This is a genomic window from Olsenella sp. KH3B4 (assembly GCA_900111695.1).
Lineage (GTDB): Bacteria > Actinomycetota > Coriobacteriia > Coriobacteriales > Atopobiaceae > Tractidigestivibacter.
Genome location: FOHD01000005.1, coordinates 1 through 18,472, shown reverse-complemented (window position 1 = coordinate 18,472; position 18,472 = coordinate 1). Strand labels below are relative to the sequence as shown.

13 protein-coding genes are annotated in these 18,472 nt (G+C 60.8%); all 13 read left to right on the top strand.

The genetic code is table 11. From position 1 onward, the window contains the following. Positions 1-46 precede the first annotated feature (46 nt). The gene (locus tag BMX94_RS05725; RefSeq protein WP_177171346.1) at positions 47-1,651 is read left to right on the top strand and encodes a class I adenylate-forming enzyme family protein; all 1,605 of its coding nucleotides are present in this window, start codon (positions 47-49) and stop codon (positions 1,649-1,651) included. A 3-nt stretch (positions 1,652-1,654) separates the two neighbouring features. Further along, positions 1,655-3,250, top strand: coding sequence for an acyl CoA:acetate/3-ketoacid CoA transferase (locus BMX94_RS05720; RefSeq protein ID WP_091004682.1), 1,596 nt, complete (start codon positions 1,655-1,657; stop codon positions 3,248-3,250). Between the two features lie 52 nt (positions 3,251-3,302). Beyond that, a complete protein-coding gene (locus tag BMX94_RS05715) occupies positions 3,303-4,154 on the top strand; it encodes a 3-hydroxyacyl-CoA dehydrogenase family protein (protein WP_091004680.1) in 852 nt (283 codons plus the stop codon). 63 nt (positions 4,155-4,217) lie between these two features. Next, the gene (locus BMX94_RS05710; RefSeq protein WP_091004678.1) at positions 4,218-5,429 is read left to right on the top strand and encodes a thiolase family protein; all 1,212 of its coding nucleotides are present in this window, start codon (positions 4,218-4,220) and stop codon (positions 5,427-5,429) included. Between the two features lie 34 nt (positions 5,430-5,463). Further along, complete coding sequence (locus BMX94_RS05705; RefSeq protein WP_091004676.1) at positions 5,464-6,654, top strand: iron-containing alcohol dehydrogenase; 1,191 nt, start codon at positions 5,464-5,466, stop codon at positions 6,652-6,654. 173 nt (positions 6,655-6,827) lie between these two features. After that, positions 6,828-7,970 (top strand): glycerate kinase family protein, encoded by a 1,143-nt coding sequence (locus BMX94_RS05700; protein WP_091004674.1) that lies wholly within the window; start codon positions 6,828-6,830, stop codon positions 7,968-7,970. Positions 7,971-8,087: 117 nt separating this feature from the next. Continuing rightward, positions 8,088-8,549: a fructose PTS transporter subunit IIA gene (locus tag BMX94_RS05695; protein ID WP_091004672.1), complete on the top strand. Its 462-nt coding sequence runs from the start codon at positions 8,088-8,090 to the stop codon at positions 8,547-8,549. 127 nt (positions 8,550-8,676) lie between these two features. Then, on the top strand, positions 8,677-9,258 hold the full coding sequence (locus BMX94_RS05690) for a DJ-1 family glyoxalase III (protein WP_091004670.1): 582 nt from the start codon (positions 8,677-8,679) through the stop codon (positions 9,256-9,258). Position 9,259: 1 nt separating this feature from the next. Beyond that, entirely contained in the window at positions 9,260-10,606 is a 1,347-nt protein-coding gene (locus tag BMX94_RS05685; protein ID WP_091004669.1) for a Y-family DNA polymerase, read from the top strand. Positions 10,607-10,860: 254 nt separating this feature from the next. Beyond that, positions 10,861-11,562 carry an ABC transporter ATP-binding protein gene (locus BMX94_RS05680; RefSeq protein WP_091004668.1) on the top strand — a complete coding sequence of 234 codons (702 nt, stop codon included), beginning with the start codon at positions 10,861-10,863 and terminating at the stop codon, positions 11,560-11,562. 53 nt (positions 11,563-11,615) lie between these two features. Beyond that, positions 11,616-14,918, top strand: a complete 3,303-nt coding sequence (locus BMX94_RS05675; RefSeq protein ID WP_286160040.1) for an FtsX-like permease family protein — start codon at positions 11,616-11,618, stop codon at positions 14,916-14,918. 55 nt (positions 14,919-14,973) lie between these two features. Next, positions 14,974-18,072 carry a DUF4422 domain-containing protein gene (locus tag BMX94_RS05670; RefSeq protein ID WP_091004664.1) on the top strand — a complete coding sequence of 1,033 codons (3,099 nt, stop codon included), beginning with the start codon at positions 14,974-14,976 and terminating at the stop codon, positions 18,070-18,072. Between the two features lie 184 nt (positions 18,073-18,256). Next, positions 18,257-18,472 (top strand): transposase (locus tag BMX94_RS05665; protein ID WP_143052275.1); only part of this gene is annotated, 216 nt, incomplete at its 3' end.

Sequence of the window (18,472 nt, the reverse complement as noted above, 5' to 3'; positions counted from 1 at the left end):
ATCTTGGAGGTGGTCAAAGATGATATCCGGGAAGGATTGCTGGAGCATGACGCTTCAGCGAGGAATGTCGGCACATTCCGTATCAGGCAGAACGATGTACGCCTTCGATGACATGGCACCCAGTCTTTACCATCAGCTCGTGCAATCAGCTTCCTCTAATCCCCAAGCTACAGCCGTTGTTGATGACTGGGGACGTCCAACGACTTACGAGCGTCTCCTCTCCCTGACGGATGATTTTGCTGCTTACCTTGCTTCCGAGAAGGGCCTTGGGCACGGTTCGCTCATCGCTCTTCTCATGCACGCAGACCTCGAGTTTGTGGTTGCCTTATATGCCATATCGAAGCTCGGTGCTGTTTGTGTGCCGATACCCACCAAGTACCGTGTGCGCGAGGTGGCTTCGCTCCTGGACATCGCCAAACCAAGCGCCATGATTGCTGGCGAGGAGTTCGAGGGCTGGGCGGCGAGTCTCCCCGTTGATCCAGAAAAGTGCATCTGGTCCCGTGATGTTGAGCATGGCTATGGTTTCGATGGGGTCTGCGGCTATTCCTATCCTGCCGCCAACGGCTCTGGAAGTCCATCGGATCCAGCAGTCATGATGTTTACGAGCGGAACAACCTCAGCAGCGAAGGGGGTGGTTCTTAGGAACTACAACCTCGTATTTGCTACCATGATTTACCAGAGGCTCATGGGAACGACTCCGGCAGATTCCTGCCTTGTCCCCATCCCCATCTATCACGTTACGGGTCTGATTGCTCTCTTGGCACAGTTCATCTACGTTGGGGGAACCGTGTTCCTCCATCGCAGGTTCGATGCTAGGAGGGTGCTCGAGTGCATCCGTGACGAGGGGATAACCTACCTCCACGGATCCCCGACGAGCTTTGCCGAGCTTCTGCCTCTGAGGTCGGACTTCCCCTCCCTCCCAAGTGTGCGCGCCATGCTCTCCGGATCGAGCTATGAGCCGGTGTCAAAGATGCGTGCCTTCCACGAGTGGATGCCTACGGCTACGTTCCAGGTAGTCTATGGCATGACCGAGACAAGCTCGCCAGCGCTCCTCTTTCCTTGGGATTCTGCAACCTCAATCTATGCGGGTGCTACGGGAAAGCCGATTCCCGGAGTTGACGCCGTTCTTCTCGATGAAGATCACCATGAGGTTCCCGTTGGAGAGGTGGGCGAGCTTGCCCTGCGCGGTGCGTGCGTTACCGAGGGCTACTTTCACCATGAGTCAAGCGACCTGCTCCCCGGCGGATGGCTCCTTACGGGAGACATGGGTTACGCAAACAGTGAGGGCATGATTTGGATAGTCGACCGCAAGAAGGACATGATCAACCGCGGCGGCGAGAAGGTGTGGTGCTCTGCCCTTGAGGAGGTACTCTGCGAGGTTCCGGGAATCAATGGGGCCTGTGCCTGCGGGATGCCCGATGACCTCTACGGAGAAGTTCCCGTTGCCCTGTGCGTAAGACAGACGGGGTCGCACGTCACAGAGGACGAGGTCAAGCTGGCACTCAAGGGGAGGCTTGCTCACTTCAAGATTCCTGTCCACGTTGCGTTTGCGGATGAAATACCTCAGACGAGAGGCGAAAAGCCTGATAGGCGCGCTGCACTTGAGCTAGTTCGCCAGTCGCTTTTGGAGAAAACACCGAGAAAGGTTTGATTCATGGCTAACAGGGACCTTCGGGCAAATTTTGTCGCTCCCGAGGAGGTGGCAGCATCAATCGAAGATGGGACAACCATTTGCACAATTGGGATGACGCTCGTCTCCGCCTCTGAGTCCAACCTTAAGGCGATTGAGAAGCGGTTTATCGAGACCGGACATCCGCGCGACCTTACCCTTCTGCACTCGTGCGGCCAGTCTGATAGGGCCCGTGGTATTCAGCACTTGGCGCACGAGGGACTCGTGACGCGCATCATCGGCTCGCACTGGGGCCTCCAGCCCAAGTGGATGGACATGATTGCGAGCAACAAGGTAGTCGCGTACTGCCTCCCACAGGGGCAGATTGCCCAGCTTTACCGAGCCATGGCATGCGGACTGCCAGGAAAGATGAGCAAGGTTGGTCTGGGCACCTTCATCGATCCGCGTATCGAGGGCGGCAAGATGAACGAGCGAACCAAAGGCGAGCCAGACATCGTTGAAGTCGTCACCTACCATGGCGAAGAATACATGATGTACAACGAGGTACCCATCGACACCCTTCTTATCCGCGGTACCACCTGCGACGAGATGGGCAACATGACCACCACGGACGAAGCCATGAAGCTGGAGGTCTTCAACGCGGTTCTCGCAACCAAGCGCTATGGCGGGCAGGTCATAGCCCAAGTACGCGACGTTGCCCAAACCGGCACGCTCAACCCCAAGGACGTGACGGTTCCTGGCGTGTTTATTGACAAGGTGGTGGTTTGCCCCAATCCCGAGGAAGACCATCGCATGACTTCCTCAATCTACTTCGACCCCTCGTATGTGGGAAAGCTCAGGCGACCGATGGCCGCGATTGATCCCGCTCCGTTCAACGTGCGTAAGTTCATTGCACGGCGAGGGTGCCAGGAGCTGTACCCCGGCTGCGTCGTCAACCTCGGCACAGGCATCCCCAACGACATGGTGGGACGGGTCTGTGCTGAGGAGGGCCTTTCCGACAAGGTCATGATTACTGTCGAGAGCGGCATCTATGGCGGTGTGCAACTCGGCGGCATCGATTTTGGCATAGGCCAGAATCTCTATGCCATGGTGAGCCATCCCGAGCAGTTCGATTACTACGACGGGGCTGGTGTTGACGTCACGTACATGGGGCTGGGAGAGCTTGACGGAGAGGGAAACGCCAACTCAACCAAGATGGGCGAGAGGTGCACCGGCGCAGGGGGCTTTGTCGACATCACCCAGAATGCGAAGTGCGTTGTCTACCTTGGAACGTTCACGGCCAAGGGTGCCGAGTATTCCTTTGATGGCAACGAACTGCACATCCTCAAAGAGGGTGCCGTGAGGAAGATGGTCAGCCACGTGCGGCAGATCTCCTTCAATGGCCCACGAGCTCGCAAGAGCGGCCAGCGAGTGGTCGTCGTAACCGAGCGCGCTGTTTTTGAACTGGTGCAAGAGGGGGTCAAGCTCGTCGAGATTGCCCCTGGCATCGACCTCAAGACGCAGGTTCTAGACATGATGGATTTCGATCCCATCGTCGCAGACGATCTCAAGACTATGAGTCCAAGTCTCTTTGTTCAGGACGGGCCCTGTGGGCTCCTGGAGAGTTTCGGCAAAAAGTAGGCCGTTGGACTATCGCTATCAAGCTTTGGATACTCACGGAAAGGATTCAGAGATGGATACTATAAAGGTTGCTGTTATTGGGTCCGGGCTCATGGGTGCTGGTATTGCCCAGGCGTGCGCGACTGCTGGCTTCCAGGTCGTGAACATCGACATTGCCCAGGAGCCGCTCGATAAGGCAAAGGCGCTTGTCAACAAGCTTGTACAGAAGAAGGTTACAAAGGGCAAGATTACCCAGGGGGAATGTGACACCATCCTTGGTAACCTTACGTACTCGACAGACTACGGTGAGCTTGTCGGCGCCAAGTATGTAATCGAGGCCGTTCCCGAGCGACTCGACTTCAAGCGGTCGACCTTCGAGAAGGTAGACGAGGTTGCCGATGCGGATGCAGTTCTTCTGACCAACACATCCGGCATCGACATCGACCAAATTGCCTCGGCGACCAAGCGCCCAGCATCGGTTATGGGGATGCACTTCTTCTATCCCGCACCCGTTATGAAGCTCGTCGAACTGGTTCGTGGCGAGAAGACCTCTGTGGAGACGTACGAGAAGGCCAAGGAGTTTGCTGAGGCCATCGGCAAGACGACCGTGGACGCTCCCAACACACCTGGATTCATTGTCAACCGAATCATCAACCCGTACGAGAACATGGGTGCCTGGCTCGTCTCCGAGGGCGTTTCTCCCAAGGACGTTGACACTGCAATGAAGCTGGCATGCAACCACCCGATGGGTCCCTGCGAGCTCATGGATTTCTCGGGCATCGACGTGGTGTACGCCTCACTCATGAATCTCTACGAAGGCTATGACCACGATGATTTGTACCGTCCTGCTCCCGTTTTCAAGGAGCTTCTGGACGCCGGCAAGCTTGGTCGGAAGACCGGTCATGGCTTCTATGACTACGAGTAGAGAAGTTCAGTCGCTGGCGTAGCTCCTCCATGTTCAAGACAGACACTACGAAGGGAAAGACCAATGAGCAACAGGCAGTTTGAAAAGAACCCCGATGACGTCGTGATTGTTGCGGGCGCACGTACGGCTATCGGCAAGTTTGGTGGAAGTCTTAAGACCGTCCCCACCATTGACCTGGGGGCCATTGCGGTCAAAGAGGCGGTCAAGCGCTCCGGTGTTGACCCGAGCAAGGTGGGCGAGGTTATCATTGGCAACGTTGGTGGTTGGGGTCCCAATGGTTTTCTTGCTCGCGCGATTTCCCTCAAGGCAGGGATGCCCAACGAGTGCACCGCGTATTCCGTGAACCGCCAGTGCGGTTCGTCTGTTCAGGCAATTGCTGACGGTCTTCAGGAGATTCAGACGGGCTTCCGCGACGTGGTTGTGGCAGGCGGCGCGGAGTCCCTCTCCACACTTCCATACTATGTGCCGTCGGCGCGATGGGGTGCGCGCATGGGCCACAAGCAGTTCGAGGATGGCGTCATCGACGCCCTCGTTTGGCCGCTTGACGGAAACCACAATGGAATTACTGCCGAGAACGTTGCTAAGAAGTTTGGCGTAAGCCGTGAGGAGCAGGATGCTTTCGCCGCTCGCTCGCAGCAGCGCGCGTGTGATGCAGTTGCTTCCGGTGTTTTCAAGACCGAAATCGTTCCCGTTGAGATCAAGGGTCGCCATGGCGCCGTGACGGTTTTCGACACCGACGAGGGCCCGCGTGAGGGCGTGACGGTCGAAAGTCTTTCCAAGCTCAAGCCCTGCTTTGTGACAGATGGCACGGGTACTGTAACCGCAGGTAACTCCTCGAGCTTGAACGACGCAGCTGCCGCCGTGGTTATGATGAAGCGCTCGAAGGCGGAGGAGCTGGGATGTGCTCCCATGCTGACCATCCGTGGCTGGGCCGTTGCGGGCTATGATGCTACCCTCATGGGCTACAGCCCCTACTTCTCCACGGCCCAGCTTTGTAACCAGCTCGGAATTGATGCGCAAGCAATTGATATGTTTGAGCTTAACGAGGCATTCGCTTCTCAGTCGGTTGCCGTGAGCCGCGATCTTGGCCTTGACTCCGAGAAGCTCAACATCTACGGTGGCGGGATTTCTCTGGGGCACCCCATTGGAGCTACTGGTGCCATCCTCGTCATTAAGTGTGCCTATGAGCTCGCTCGCACCGAAAAGCGTGATGCGATGGTCTCGATGTGCATCGGAGGCGGACAGGGCATCTCGATGTACTTCACGAAGGACTAGATGCAAACGCTGAAGCACGAAAGGAGAACCGATAATGGTCAACTTTGAGTATCTCGTCCCCACAAAGATTCTGTTTGGCAAGGGAACTGAGAATGAAGCCGGTAGGCTCATCAAGGAGTTTGGCGGACATAAGGCACTCATCCATTGGGGTGGGGACTACGTTCGCACCACCGGCCTTCTCGACCGTGTGCACAAGGGGCTTGAGGACGCGGGGATTACATACGTAGACCTTGACGGTGTTGTGCCCAACCCGCGTCTTTCCTTGGTCAAGAAGGGTGTCGAACTCTGCAAGCAAGAGGACGTCGATTTTATCCTTGCCATTGGAGGTGGGTCTGCTATTGACTCCTCCAAGGCAATCGCCTATGGCCTTGCGAATGACTTTGACCTGGAAGACCTATTCCTTGGCAAGGTCTCGACGGACAAGATTGCAAAGATTGGCGCCATCTCGACCTTGGCGGGTACCGGTTCTGAGACGTCGAACTCGGCAGTCATCGATATTGACACAATGGGTCCCAAGACTCTCAAGCGCTCCTACAACCATGAGTGCGCGCGTCCTCTCTTTGCCATCATGAACCCTGAGCTTACCTATTCGCTGCCTGCCTACCAGACGGCTGCGCCTGGAGCTGACATCATGATGCACACCATGGAGCGATACTTCACGACCGAGCGTGACGTAGAGCTCACCGACGAGATTGCAGAGGGTCTTCTCCGCACCGTCAAGACCATGGTTCCCGAGGCCCTTGCCCATCCCACGAGCTATACAGCACGTGCAAATCTGCTGCTGGCAGGCGCCAAGTCTCATGATGGACTTACGGGGCTTGGCAGGGTGGGCGACTTTGCTTGCCATGCTATCGAGCACGAGATTGGCGCAATGTTTGACGTTGCCCATGGTGCCGGACTCACGGCAATTTGGTCTAGCTGGGCTAAGTACGTTATCCATGTTGATCCCGAGCGCTTTGCCCAGTTTGCCGTCAACGTGTGGGGCGTTCAGAACGACTTCCACGATCCCATGGCGACTGGCCTGCGCGGTATTGAGGCTTGGGATCAGTGGTGCCATTCCATCGGGATGCCCACAAATCTGCATGAGCTGGGGGTTAATCCCACGAACGAGCAAATTCAGGAGATGGCCGAGGGTGCCGTCGAGGCGCGTGGTGGCGATCATGCTGGCAACTTCATGAAGCTACACGTCGAGGATATCGTGAACATTCTCAAAAACGCAAGGTAGACAAACGGTATGTGACGCGGGCCGCCTCTGTTCCTTGGGCGGCCCGCTTCTTATAACCAATATGGGGAAGATGATAGTGAGGGTCCGGCGTGCTATTGCGGAAGGACTCTCTCTTTGACAGTGTCAAGTGCCTGGCGTGTAGCGACGAGAGAGGTAACAGAGGGGGAGCGCACATGAGATTTGTCTTTGCATCCGATTCGCTTAAGGGCACCATCAGCTCTGCTCGCGCGGCTGCCATTCTCGAGGAGGAGGCCACGCGCGTGTTTTCCGGCGTGTCCTGCACCAGGCTTGCCGTGGCAGACGGAGGAGAGGGGACCGTCGATGCCGTAGTTGCCTCTCTCGGAGGATCTCGCATCGACGCGACTGTCGAGGACCCCCTTGGCAGACCGGTCGAGGCAATCTACGGCATGCTCCCCGGGAACCGTGCCATCATCGAGATGGCCGCTGCCTCGGGACTGCCGCTTCTCACGCACGCGGAGAGAAACCCCATGCTCACGAGCACGTACGGCACGGGGCAGCTCGTGCTCCACGCGCTGCGCAACGGTGCCGCCGAGGTAACGCTCGCCATTGGCGGCAGCGCAACAAACGACGGCGGCATGGGAGCCATGCGCGCGCTGGGCGTGCGGTTCCTCGACGGCGCAGGCGGAGAACTCCAAGGTACCGGCGCAGACCTCGGCCGCGTGGCCAGCATTGACATCTCAGGGCTTGACCCCCTCGTCTCGCGGGCAAGCTTCCGGTTGCTCTGCGACGTTGACAACCCGCTCCTTGGCCCACGCGGGGCAACTCGTGTGTTCTCATCGCAGAAGGGGGCAACTTCCGAGCAGGTCGAGGAGCTCGAGCGGGGCATGGCCTCCTACGTCCGAGTCCTCGAGCGGACTCTGAGGCGCGCCGCAGACAAGCCGGGTGATGGTGCTGCTGGTGGCCTCGGCGCGGCGACCCGCCTCTTCCTTGGGGCGGAGTCAGTTCCGGGCATCGACTGGGTCCTCGATGTCGTAGGGCTTGGCCAGGCACTTCTCGGCGCCAATCTCTGCGTCACCGGCGAGGGTCACGCAGACGCGCAGTCGGCTCACGGCAAGGTGGTCTCGGGCGTGGCAGCTCGCTGCAAGAGGGCGGGCGTGCCCTGCGTAGCCGTAGTGGGCGGCATGGACCCCGGAGCCTCGGACCTCATGGACTTGGGGGTGGATGCGCTCGTGCCCACGGTCATCGACTGCGGTGACGTGGCGGAAGCACTTGCGCACGCCGAGAGGAACTATCGTCTCGCTGCGGCCAGGGTCTTCTCGCTCCTGGCGATTGGGATGGACCTGCCCAAGCTCTGACGATTCCCCGTTCAGATTCGATTCTTGGGCGTGTTGAGCTTCCCTGCTACTATTATGTAGAGAGGTTATCGCGTCCGCGTGATGGCCCATGTTTTCCTACGTCCAAAGGAGCACCCAGTGAGCGATTTCGTATCTTCCAACGACGTCTTCGTTAACCAGCACGCCGAGAGCCGCGACGAGGTGCTGCGCTTCATCTCCCAGAAGGCTGTCGAGCTTGGCGTCACCGATGATGCCGACGCCGTCTACAAGGCCTTCATCGCCCGTGAGGACATGGGCGAGACCGGCATGACCGACGGCTTCGCCGTGCCGCACGCGAAGGACGCCTCCATCAAGAAGGCCGCCGTCATCGTCTTCAAGAACGATCATGCCCTCGATTGGCCCTCCTTTGACGAGAAGCCCGTCGACATTGCCATCTCGCTGCTGGTCCCCGCTGGCGAGGCTGGCACCACGCACATCAAGCTGCTGTCCAAGACTGCCGTCCTCCTTATGAAGGACGACTTCAAGAGCCTCGTGCGTGGCTCCGATGACGCCCAGGTCATTGCTGACGCCATCAACAAGGGCATCGACGATCAGGACTAGCGTGCGTGACGCGGGGGCATTCCCCTCGGTCATTTTTTGTTGGATTTTGAGGGCGGCCGCGCATGCGTGCCGCCCTTCTTATGATGAGACGAAGGGAAACTCCCTTTGTCTTATGAGAGGAGCGCACATGTTCAGGCAGTCGACCGACAAGCGCGTCGCGGTGTTCGTGGCCAACGGACTCGAGGAGATTGAGGGCCTCACGGTCGTGGACCTTCTGTTCCGTGCCGGCATACCCGTGGACACCGTGTCCATAACTCCGGAGCATGCCGTGACCTCCTCGCACCAGGTTACCATCACCTGCGACCGCTCGATTGCGGACGAGGGCTTCTCCTTCGACGACTACGACATGCTCGTGCTCCCCGGAGGCATTCCGGGGACGCCCAACCTCAAGGCGTGCGAGCCGCTCACGAAGGCGGTCAAGGCCTTCGACCAGGCTGGCAAGGGTGTCGCAGCCATCTGCGCCGCACCCTCCATCCTAGCCGAGCTGGGTATCCTCACGAACCGCCCCGCCACATCCAACCCCAACTTCCAGCACGTTCTTGTCGAGAACGGTGCCATCCTCTCGGAGGAGCCGGCCGTGGTCGATGGCAACGTGATCACCAGCAAGGGCATGGCGACGGCCATTCCCTTTGGCCTCGAGATCGTTCGCTGGTTCCTGGGAGACGCCGCCGTCGAGGACCTCAAGCCCCGCATCGTGCTCGAGGGATAGCGTGGCAGACGTCCCCGCGCCGCGCACACAAGAGCGGCAGTACCTCTGCATAGACCTCAAGAGCTTCTATGCCAGCGTCGAGTGCGTGGAGCGCGGGCTCGATCCGCTCTTCACGCGCCTCGTTGTGGCAGATCCCTCGCGCACGGAGAAGACCATCTGCCTTGCCGTTTCGCCGGCCATGAAGGCGCTCGGCGTGCGCAACCGCTGCCGCGTCTTCGAGATTCCCCAGACCATCGACTACCTCATGGTGCCGCCGAGAATGGCCCTCTACATGGAGCGCTCATGTGACGTTTACTCCGTCTACCTGCGCTGGATTGCATCGGAGGACATCCACGTCTACTCGATAGACGAGGCCTTCATGGACGTCACGGGCTATCTCGACCTCTACGGCTGCACGGCGCGCGAGCTGGGGGAACGCATCCGCGAGGACGTGGTGAGAACAACGGGCATTCCCGCCACCTGTGGGCTGGGCACCAACCTCTACCTTGCCAAAATTGCGCTCGACATCACCGCCAAGCACAGCAGGGACTTCTTGGGCGAGCTTACCGAGGAGATCTATCGCGCCACGCTCTGGAACCACCGCCCCATCACGGACTTCTGGCGCGTGGGGCCGGGCATCGCCGAGCGCCTTTCAGCCATGGGCATCCACACCATGGGACAGGTTGCCACGTATCCGGCGGAGCCACTCTACCGGGAGTTTGGCGTGGACGCCGAGATTCTCATCGACCATGCCTGGGGCGTGGAGCCCGTCACCATGGCAGACATCAAGGCCTACCGCTCCGGCTCGCACTCCGTCTCGACGGCGCAGGTGCTCGGTTGCAACCGCGACTTCGCCGGTGCGCGCATCATTGCTCGCGAGATGGCAGACTCCCTCGCACTCGACCTGGTTGACCAGCGGATCGTTGCCAGCGGTGTGAATCTGTACGTGGGATATGACCTCTCGGCCGAGGAGCGCGCGGGCATCCGTGACCGCTCCGACCCACGTGCGTGGTATCGTGCCGTTGCTTCTGCTGGCGGTACCGAGCACCTTCTCGTGCCAACGAACTCGCGCGAGCAGATCCTCGCAGCGACAACGCGCATCTTCGACGCCGAGGTCGATCGCTCGCGTCCGGTGCACCGCCTGGGGCTCACGGCTACGGGCGTACTTCCCGAGGACGCGCCTGGCGTTCAAGACAGCCTCTTCTCCACGCCCGAGGCAGACGCCCGCGAGCGGCGCAGGCAGGAGGCCATAAGCGCCGTGAAACGCAAGTTCGGCAAGAACTCGCTGCTCAAGGGCGTTGACCTTCTTCCGGAAGCCACCACGCGCGAGCGCAACCTCCAGATTGGGGGCCACCGAAGTGGCGAGTAACGCTACCAGCGGACATGTAACTTCATCGACCCGCCAGCCCATGCCCCTCTCGGAGCGCGCGAAGATTTTCTCGCCGTTCGACCCGCTCAAGGGGTATCGTGCCATGCTCGCCGAGCGAGAGCGCCAGCAGGAGGAGGGGGCCGCCCACGGGCCAAGACCGTGGCCTCACCCGGCGTCACCTGCCATTCATTGCGGTCCCGGTCATAATGAAGTAGACCGATAACCCCGAGGCCGTCGTTGATTGGGCGTGTGACATGGCATTCGTTGAGTTCAGGGACGTCTGCAAGACCTACCGCATGGGTAGCGTCGAGGTTCACGCCGTGGCGGGGATGTCGTTCGACATCGTGGAGGGCGAACTCTGCGTGATTGTGGGCCCGTCGGGCGCAGGCAAGACCACGGTGCTCAACATGCTCGGAGGCATGGACTCCTGCACCTCCGGGTCCATCCGGCTCGCCGGCCGCGAGGTCTCGGGACTCTCCGAGCACGACCTCACGCTCTACAGACGCCACGACATGGGCTTCGTGTTCCAGTTCTACAACCTGGTGCAGAACCTCACGGCGTTGGAGAACGTCGAGCTTGCAAGCCAGATCTGCGAGGACCCACTCACGGCCGCCGAGGTGCTTGACGAGGTTGGCCTTTCCTCTCGCAAGGACATGTTCCCGGCGCAGCTCTCTGGCGGCGAGCAGCAGCGCGTTGCCATCGCCCGCGCGCTCGCCAAGAACCCCAAGCTTCTGCTCTGCGATGAGCCCACCGGCGCGCTCGACTACGTGACGGGCAAGCAGATTCTGGGACTTCTCCAGCGCACGTGTCGCGAGCGCGGGCGTACCGTGGCAATCGTGACCCACAACTCTGCCTTCACCCAGATTGCAAACCGCGTGATTCGCGTGCGAGAGGGACGTGCCGAGAGCGTCGAGACAAACGCGCATCCGCTCGACGCAGCAGAGGTCGAGTGGTAGGGGTGGCCGCCTCTTCGTTCACAAAGAGCGTGTGGAGGAGCATTCGCGGTTCGTTGGGGCGTTTTCTCGCCATCACGGGCATCGTGGCGCTGGGCTGCGGCTTCTTGGCCGGCCTTCAGATGTCCGGGCGGGACATGCGCCTTGCCGCGGACCTCTGGCTCGATGGCTGCAACCTCTATGACCTGCGACTGGTTTCCACAAAGGGCTTCTCCGAGAAGGACGTCGAGCGTGTCTCGTCAACCAAGGGCGTCACGTCGGTCATGCCGGCAAGCTCTGCCGACGTGATGGCGCGCATAGGCAACGAGCAGATGGCCGTGCGCGTCACGTCGCTCGATGTGAATGCGGCCCAGGAGGCGATGGTCGTCTCTGACGACGAGATCGAATCCCCGGACGTGTCCTACCTCAACCGCGTGCGCCTGACGGCGGGGCGCTGGCCGCAGGCTGCAGACGAGTGCCTGCTCGATGGCGACGCGGCTACGCCAGGCCTTGAGGTGGGGGACACGGTGGAAGTCCTCTATGGGACCGACGACCTCGACGGCACGCTCTCGGTGCGCACCTTCACTGTGGTCGGGCTCATGAGTTCGCCGAGCTACCCCTACACGGGCACGTTTGGCACCACGACGTTGGGCGACGGCTCCGTGAAGCAGGTGGCTTACGTGCTGCCCTCGGCCTTCTCGGACGACTATCCCCGGACCACGCTTTACCTGAGCGTCGACGGGGCGGACGCGGCCTTGAGCGGGAGCCCCTCCTACGAGGATGCCGTCTCGGCTCCAAAGGAGGCGCTCTCCTCGCGTCTTGGCGAGCTGGCACAGGCGCGCCTCGATGACCTGCGAAAAGAGGCACAGGCGAAGGTGGACGATGCGCAGGCCCAGCTTGACCAGAAGCGCGAGGACGCGGAGTCGCAGCTCGCGGATGCCAAGTCGCAGCTGGATGACGCCGCGCTGCAGATAGAGGACGGCGAGAAGGAGCTTGCTTCCGGCAAGGCGCAGCTGGAGGACGGCAGAGCCCAGCTCGCGCAGAAGCGTGCCGAGGCAACCTCGCAGCTGCAGGAGGCTCAGGACCAGATTGACGCCAACCAGGCGACGCTCGACCAGCAGCGTCAGGAGCTGGAGTCAGGCACTGCAACCATGCTCGAGCAGACGGGCACTTCCACACTCGACGAGGCTGCATCTACGCTCTCTGCTCAGAAGGAGCAAGCGGGCGCTGGCGTTGCCGCCCTGGAACAACAGATTTCAGCCCTTGAGTCGCTTGACGATCCCGCGAACCAGGCAACACTCGATGCATTGCGCGGGCAGCTTGCTACTGCGCAGGCTTCCCTTGACCAGGTGAGTCAGGCGCTGGCCGGCGTGGAGCAGCTCCAGACGGCGCAGGAGCAGCTTGCGGACGGACAGGCCCAGCTCGACGCTTCCAGGGCCCAGCTCGCCCAGGAACGGGCGAGTGCCGAGGCGCAACTTGCTGACGCCCAGGCCGTGCTCGACCAGAACGCGGCCAAGCTCGCAGAGGCCGAGGACGAGCTGACAAGTTCCAAGGCAAGCTACGAGGAGGGCCTTGCCAGCTACCAGGAGCAAGAGGCGAACGCCCAATCCCAGCTCGACGATGCACAGGCAGAGATCGATGACGCCCAGGCCCAGGTGGACGCCCTCGAGCAGCCTGACGTCTTCCTTCTCGACCGAACGCAGGACGAGGGCGTCGAGACCTACATGCAGGACACGCGGCGCATGGACGGCATCGCGAACGTGTTCCCGGTCTTCTTCTTCCTTGTCGCCGCGCTTGTCGCGCTCACCACCATGACCCGCATGGTCGAGGACGACCGCGTCCTTATCGGCACGCTCAAGGCACTGGGCTACTCCAAGGGCCGCATCGCCTCGCGCTACCTCGCCTACGCCGCCATCGCGAGCGGGGGTGGCGCCGTGCTGGGCATTGCCGTTCTCTCGCAGGCGCTTCCCTTCATCATCATGTCTTCCTATGGGGTGATCTACGCCGTGCCGGCGATGGGATGGCCTCTTCCCGTTGACCCCTCGGTTGCGCTTCTCGCCGGAGGCGTGGGCGTTGGCGTGACGCTCGTTGCAACGTGGGGTGCCGTGGTCTCGAGTCTGCGCGAGACGCCCGCGCAGCTCATGCTGCCCCTTGCCCCCAAGCCTGGGAAGCGAATTCTTCTCGAGCGCATGCGTCCCATCTGGGACCGCCTTTCGTTCTCGTGGAAGGTCACCTGTCGCAACCTGTTCCGCTACAAGCGGCGCCTTGCCATGACGGTTGCCGGCGTGGCGGGCTGCACGGCGCTACTCCTGGTGGGCTTTGGCCTCCACGATGCCATCTGGGACATCATCGACTGCCAGTACGGGCCCATCGTCCACTACGACACCACCGTTGGCCTCAAGGACGGCGCGACCGATGGGGACATGGCAGCGGTGGAGGGGATCCTTGCCTCGACCGGCCAGGTGATGCGCGAGGACCGCGTGCAGGAGGTCACCATGCACGCCGGCGCCAGCAGCGGCACCACGGACACGCTGCGCGTGAGCGTGGTCGTGCCTCAGGACGCGTCGACCTTCGAAGGCGCAGTGACGCTGCGGAACCGCATCACGCACGAGGAGATCCCCTTCGACGACGGCTCCGTCGTGATCACCGAGAAGCTTGCGACCCGCCTGGGCATTGGCGTTGGCGACGCGGTGGTGCTTCGCGACGTCGACGAGGTGGGCAACGCCACGGGCGAGGGGCATGCCCTCACGGTGACCGGCGTCTGCGAGAACTACGTGGGGAACAGCGTCTACGTGGGACGTGAGGCTTGGAGGAGCGTCGATGCGGCCGATCCGTCCTTCTCGACTGTTCTGGTGGCAACCACGCTTGGCGCGGAGGGGCGCGCCGCCCTCTCCGAGGCGCTCCACGACGAGGGTGCCGTCTCGACCGTGGCCTTCTCGTCCGAGACGATCGAACTCTACCGGTCAATGCTCTCGGTGGTGGATGCGGTCGTGGTTGTGCTAGTGGTTTCGGCTGCGGCGCTTGCCTTCATCGTGCTCTACAACCTCACCAACATCAACGTGGCCGAGCGGGTACGCGAGTTTGCGAGCCTGCGCGTGCTCGGCTTCACGCGCCGAGAGGTGCACGCCTACATCTTCCGCGAGATTGCCATCACCGCGGTTCTTGGCGATGCCGTTGGCCTGCTTCTGGGGACCTGGCTCGAGAACTACGTGGTCACCACCGCCGAGGTCGACTATGTGATGTTTGGGCGTACCATCCATGCCGCGAGCTACGGCTTCGCCTTTGCGCTCACGATGGCGTTCGCACTGCTCGTGATGCTTGCGATGCGCCGCCGGCTGGACGCCGTTGACATGGTGGAGAGCCTGAAGAGCGTGGACTAGTCGGGTATCATGGCTCAAGAACTATCCTGCAGACATGCGGTCCTTTGGAGGGACAATGCCCAGAATCTCCGTGATCGTCCCGGCCTACAACGTGGCCGCCTACCTCGAGCGCTGCCTTGACAGCCTGAAGGCCCAGACGTTTGAGGGCTGGGAGGCAATCGTCGTGGACGATTGCTCCACGGACGCCTCCGGTGCTATCGCAGACTCCTACGCCCAGGCAGACCCTCGCTTCCGTGTGATTCATCACAACGAGAACTGCGGCCTTCACCTGGCGCGTAAGACGGGCGTCGAGGCGGCAACGGGAGAGTGGTCGTTCCTTCTCGACGGTGATGACGAGCTGGCGCCGGAGTTCCTCTCGGAGCTTGACCAAGCAGCCGGGGCAAACGATGCAGACGTCTTTCATGTTGGCATCACTGTGGTAGGCGAGAACGGCGTCACAGACGATGTCGCTAGTTCGTTCGCGGGCTTCATCAATCGCCCCAGCGGCGTGAGTGAAGGCAGAGACGTTCTGCTCGACATTTTTGATGAATCACACGGCCAGCTCGTCGACTGGCGCGCAACGCAGCGCCTCTATAGAACGGACCTCCTGAAGCGCGCCTTTGCCGCTATGACCAGCGAGCGACTCGAGCGCGCCGAGGACGGCTATGAGGTCTTCGTGGTCTCTGACATGGCGAAGCGGTCCGTTGGTCTTGAGCAGTGTAGGGGCTACATCTACCACTACGGCGTGGGCGTTACCGGCGCAAGTGACATCACCGCTGCTCGCTTTGGTGACTTTTGCGATCAGTTCGGAGCGTGCATCGATGCGACAGCGGATTACGCCGCACCCGAGGCACGCCCCGAGCTGGCTTCCTCCCTCGTTGGCATGCGGCACAAGATGCTCGAGCTTCTCGCAAACGATCTTGTCGAACGAGTGCCTGCATCCGGGTGGGACCAGGCGGCATCCCACCTTGCCGACACTTTTGGCCCTGCCGCTGCGGCGCGCGAGCTTTGGCGCTTTGTGCGTGACCGTGCATATCACTTTGTGGCTACCCGAGAGCTCCCTCCAACGGACGACCGGCTTTACCTGCTGCGCTCTTTGGCTGAGCGCACAGAGGAAGCCATCGACCCCACATCAGCGGACCGCGTGGACTACTCGCGTGAGCGAAACATGCGGGCTCGAGCGGAGACGCACCTTTCCCAGATTGCCCATGTCGAACATGTGGCCAGCTTTGGTTCCCAGGACATTCGAATTCTCGTGACAACGCACAAGGACGTCGTAGTTCCCAAGAGCGAGATTCTCCAGCCCATCCAGGTTGGTCCCGGCAACAAGTCCAACCGCTTTGACTGGGCGCTCCATGACGACGAGGGCGAGAACATCTCGGACAAGAATCCCATGTACTGCGAGCTTACGACGCAGTATTGGGCGTGGAAGAACACCACCTCTCCCTATGTGGGCTTCTGCCACTATCGCCGCTACTTCAACTTCTCCTCGAATGTCTATGAGGAGAACCCCTATGGCGAGGTGATGGATGATTTCATCGACGACGATGCGATTAAGCGCTATGGCTTGGACGATGCGACCATTCGCTCCTGCATTGAGGGCTACGACGTAATCACCACTGGCTTCAAGCGACTTGCGGATTTTCCTGGGGACTTCGCCACTCCGCGTGAACACTATGCTGCGGCACCAGCGCTCCACATCGAGGACCTCAATCGTTGTGCGGCAATCGTGCACCGGCTCTTCCCCGAGTACGCTCAGGACTTTGACGCCTTCCTTGCTGGCGAGCGCTCCTGCTTCTGCAACATGTACATCATGCGTCGCGAGATCTTCTCGTCCTACTGCGAGTTCCTGTTCCCCGTGTTGGACGAGTTCGTACGCGAGACGGACATGTCCACCTACAGCCGCGAGGCGGTGCGCACCCCCGGCCACCTGGCGGAGCGGCTCTTCAATGTGTGGTACCTGCATGCCATGCGCACGGGCGAGGGGGCTGCGTGGAAGACCAAGCAGCTCCAGTGCGTCCATTTCGAGCATCCCGAGCCGGAGCCTACGTTTACCCCCGTTTTCGTTGAACGCGAATCCGTGCTGGAGCCAAACGTGGTCCCTGTGGTCTTCGCATCCGATGACGCCTACGCGCCCGTGCTCACGGTTGCAATTGAATCTATGCTGAGAAATGCCAACCCCAAGCGCTTCTACGATGTGGTGGTGCTCACAAGCAACATCTCCGGAGACCACCAGGCCATCATGCGCACCTACCTTGAGCGCCACGCCAACGCCCGCATCACCTTCTTTAACGTGTGGCGCATGGTGAGGGGCTATGACCTGGACACCAACAACGAGCATATCTCGGTCGAGACCTACTACCGCTTCCTCGTGCAGGAGGTTCTCTCGGCGTACGACAAGGTTCTCTACCTCGACTCCGACCTCGTGGTCGAGGGCGATGTGGCGGAGCTCTACGATACCCAGCTTGGGGACAACCTGGTGGGAGCAACACGTGATGTTGACTATCTCGCCAACCTCAATCTGCCGGACGGCAATCGCCTGCGCTACACCCGCGGGGTCCTCAAGATGAAGAACCCCTATGACTACTTCCAGGCAGGCGTGCTGGTGCTCAACACGCGTGCGATGCGTAAGCTTCACACGGTTCCCGAGTGGCTCAAGGTGTCCCAGCGCCCCGACTTCATCTACAACGACCAGGACATTCTCAACTCCGAGTGCGAGGGGAGGGTTACGTACCTCGACGCCTCGTGGAACGTCACCAACGACATCTTCCATCGGGCGACGGCGCTCTATCCCAACGCTCCCGCAGCTGCCTACGACGCGTACCTGGCGTCGTGCCGCAACCCCAAGATTGTGCATTTCGCCGGTGCCGCAAAGCCTTGGACCTACGGCTGGATTGACCTCTCCGAGCACTTTTGGAGCTATGCGCGTGAGACGCCCCTCTACGAGGCAATACTTGCCGGTCTGAGCGAGTTCGAGGCTCGCCGGTCCGAGTCTCATATGATGAACTACATCGACAATGAGTATCCCCAGAAGCTTCACGAGCTGGTAAGGCCTCCGCGAGCGGTGGGCGAGGACAACCCGATTCGCCAAATCATTGACCCCATCGCGCCTGTGGGAAGCGCGCGCAGAGAGATGCTTAAGTCGATTGGCCGTGGACTTCGCGGGCGTCGATAATTAGATAAGGCAGAAACTCGCTCGGCCAGTCTCCTTATACTTCAACTGGGGAGACTGGCTGCGCTTTTGTATTGACTCGGAGACGTTCCCGTTGGCAGATTCCGGCGTAATATTTGATGAGAACGTATGGATGAGGGACCCCGGACGAACGATCGGACCTTCTCGGTCCGGGAGGGAGCCCGGGATGTATACCAAAGAGGAGCGCGAGGGGATACTCTGGGAGTTCCACCAGAGCGGGATGAGCGTGGCGGAGGCCTGCCGCAGGCTCGCGCTGTTCCCCAACGAGTGGAACCTGAGACGGTGGCTGCGCATGGAGGAGGCGGGCGAGCTCGCCGCCCGCGAGATGCCCGACCGGGCCTCCCGCATGCACTGCGCCCACGGCGAGGGGAGCCCCGCCTAC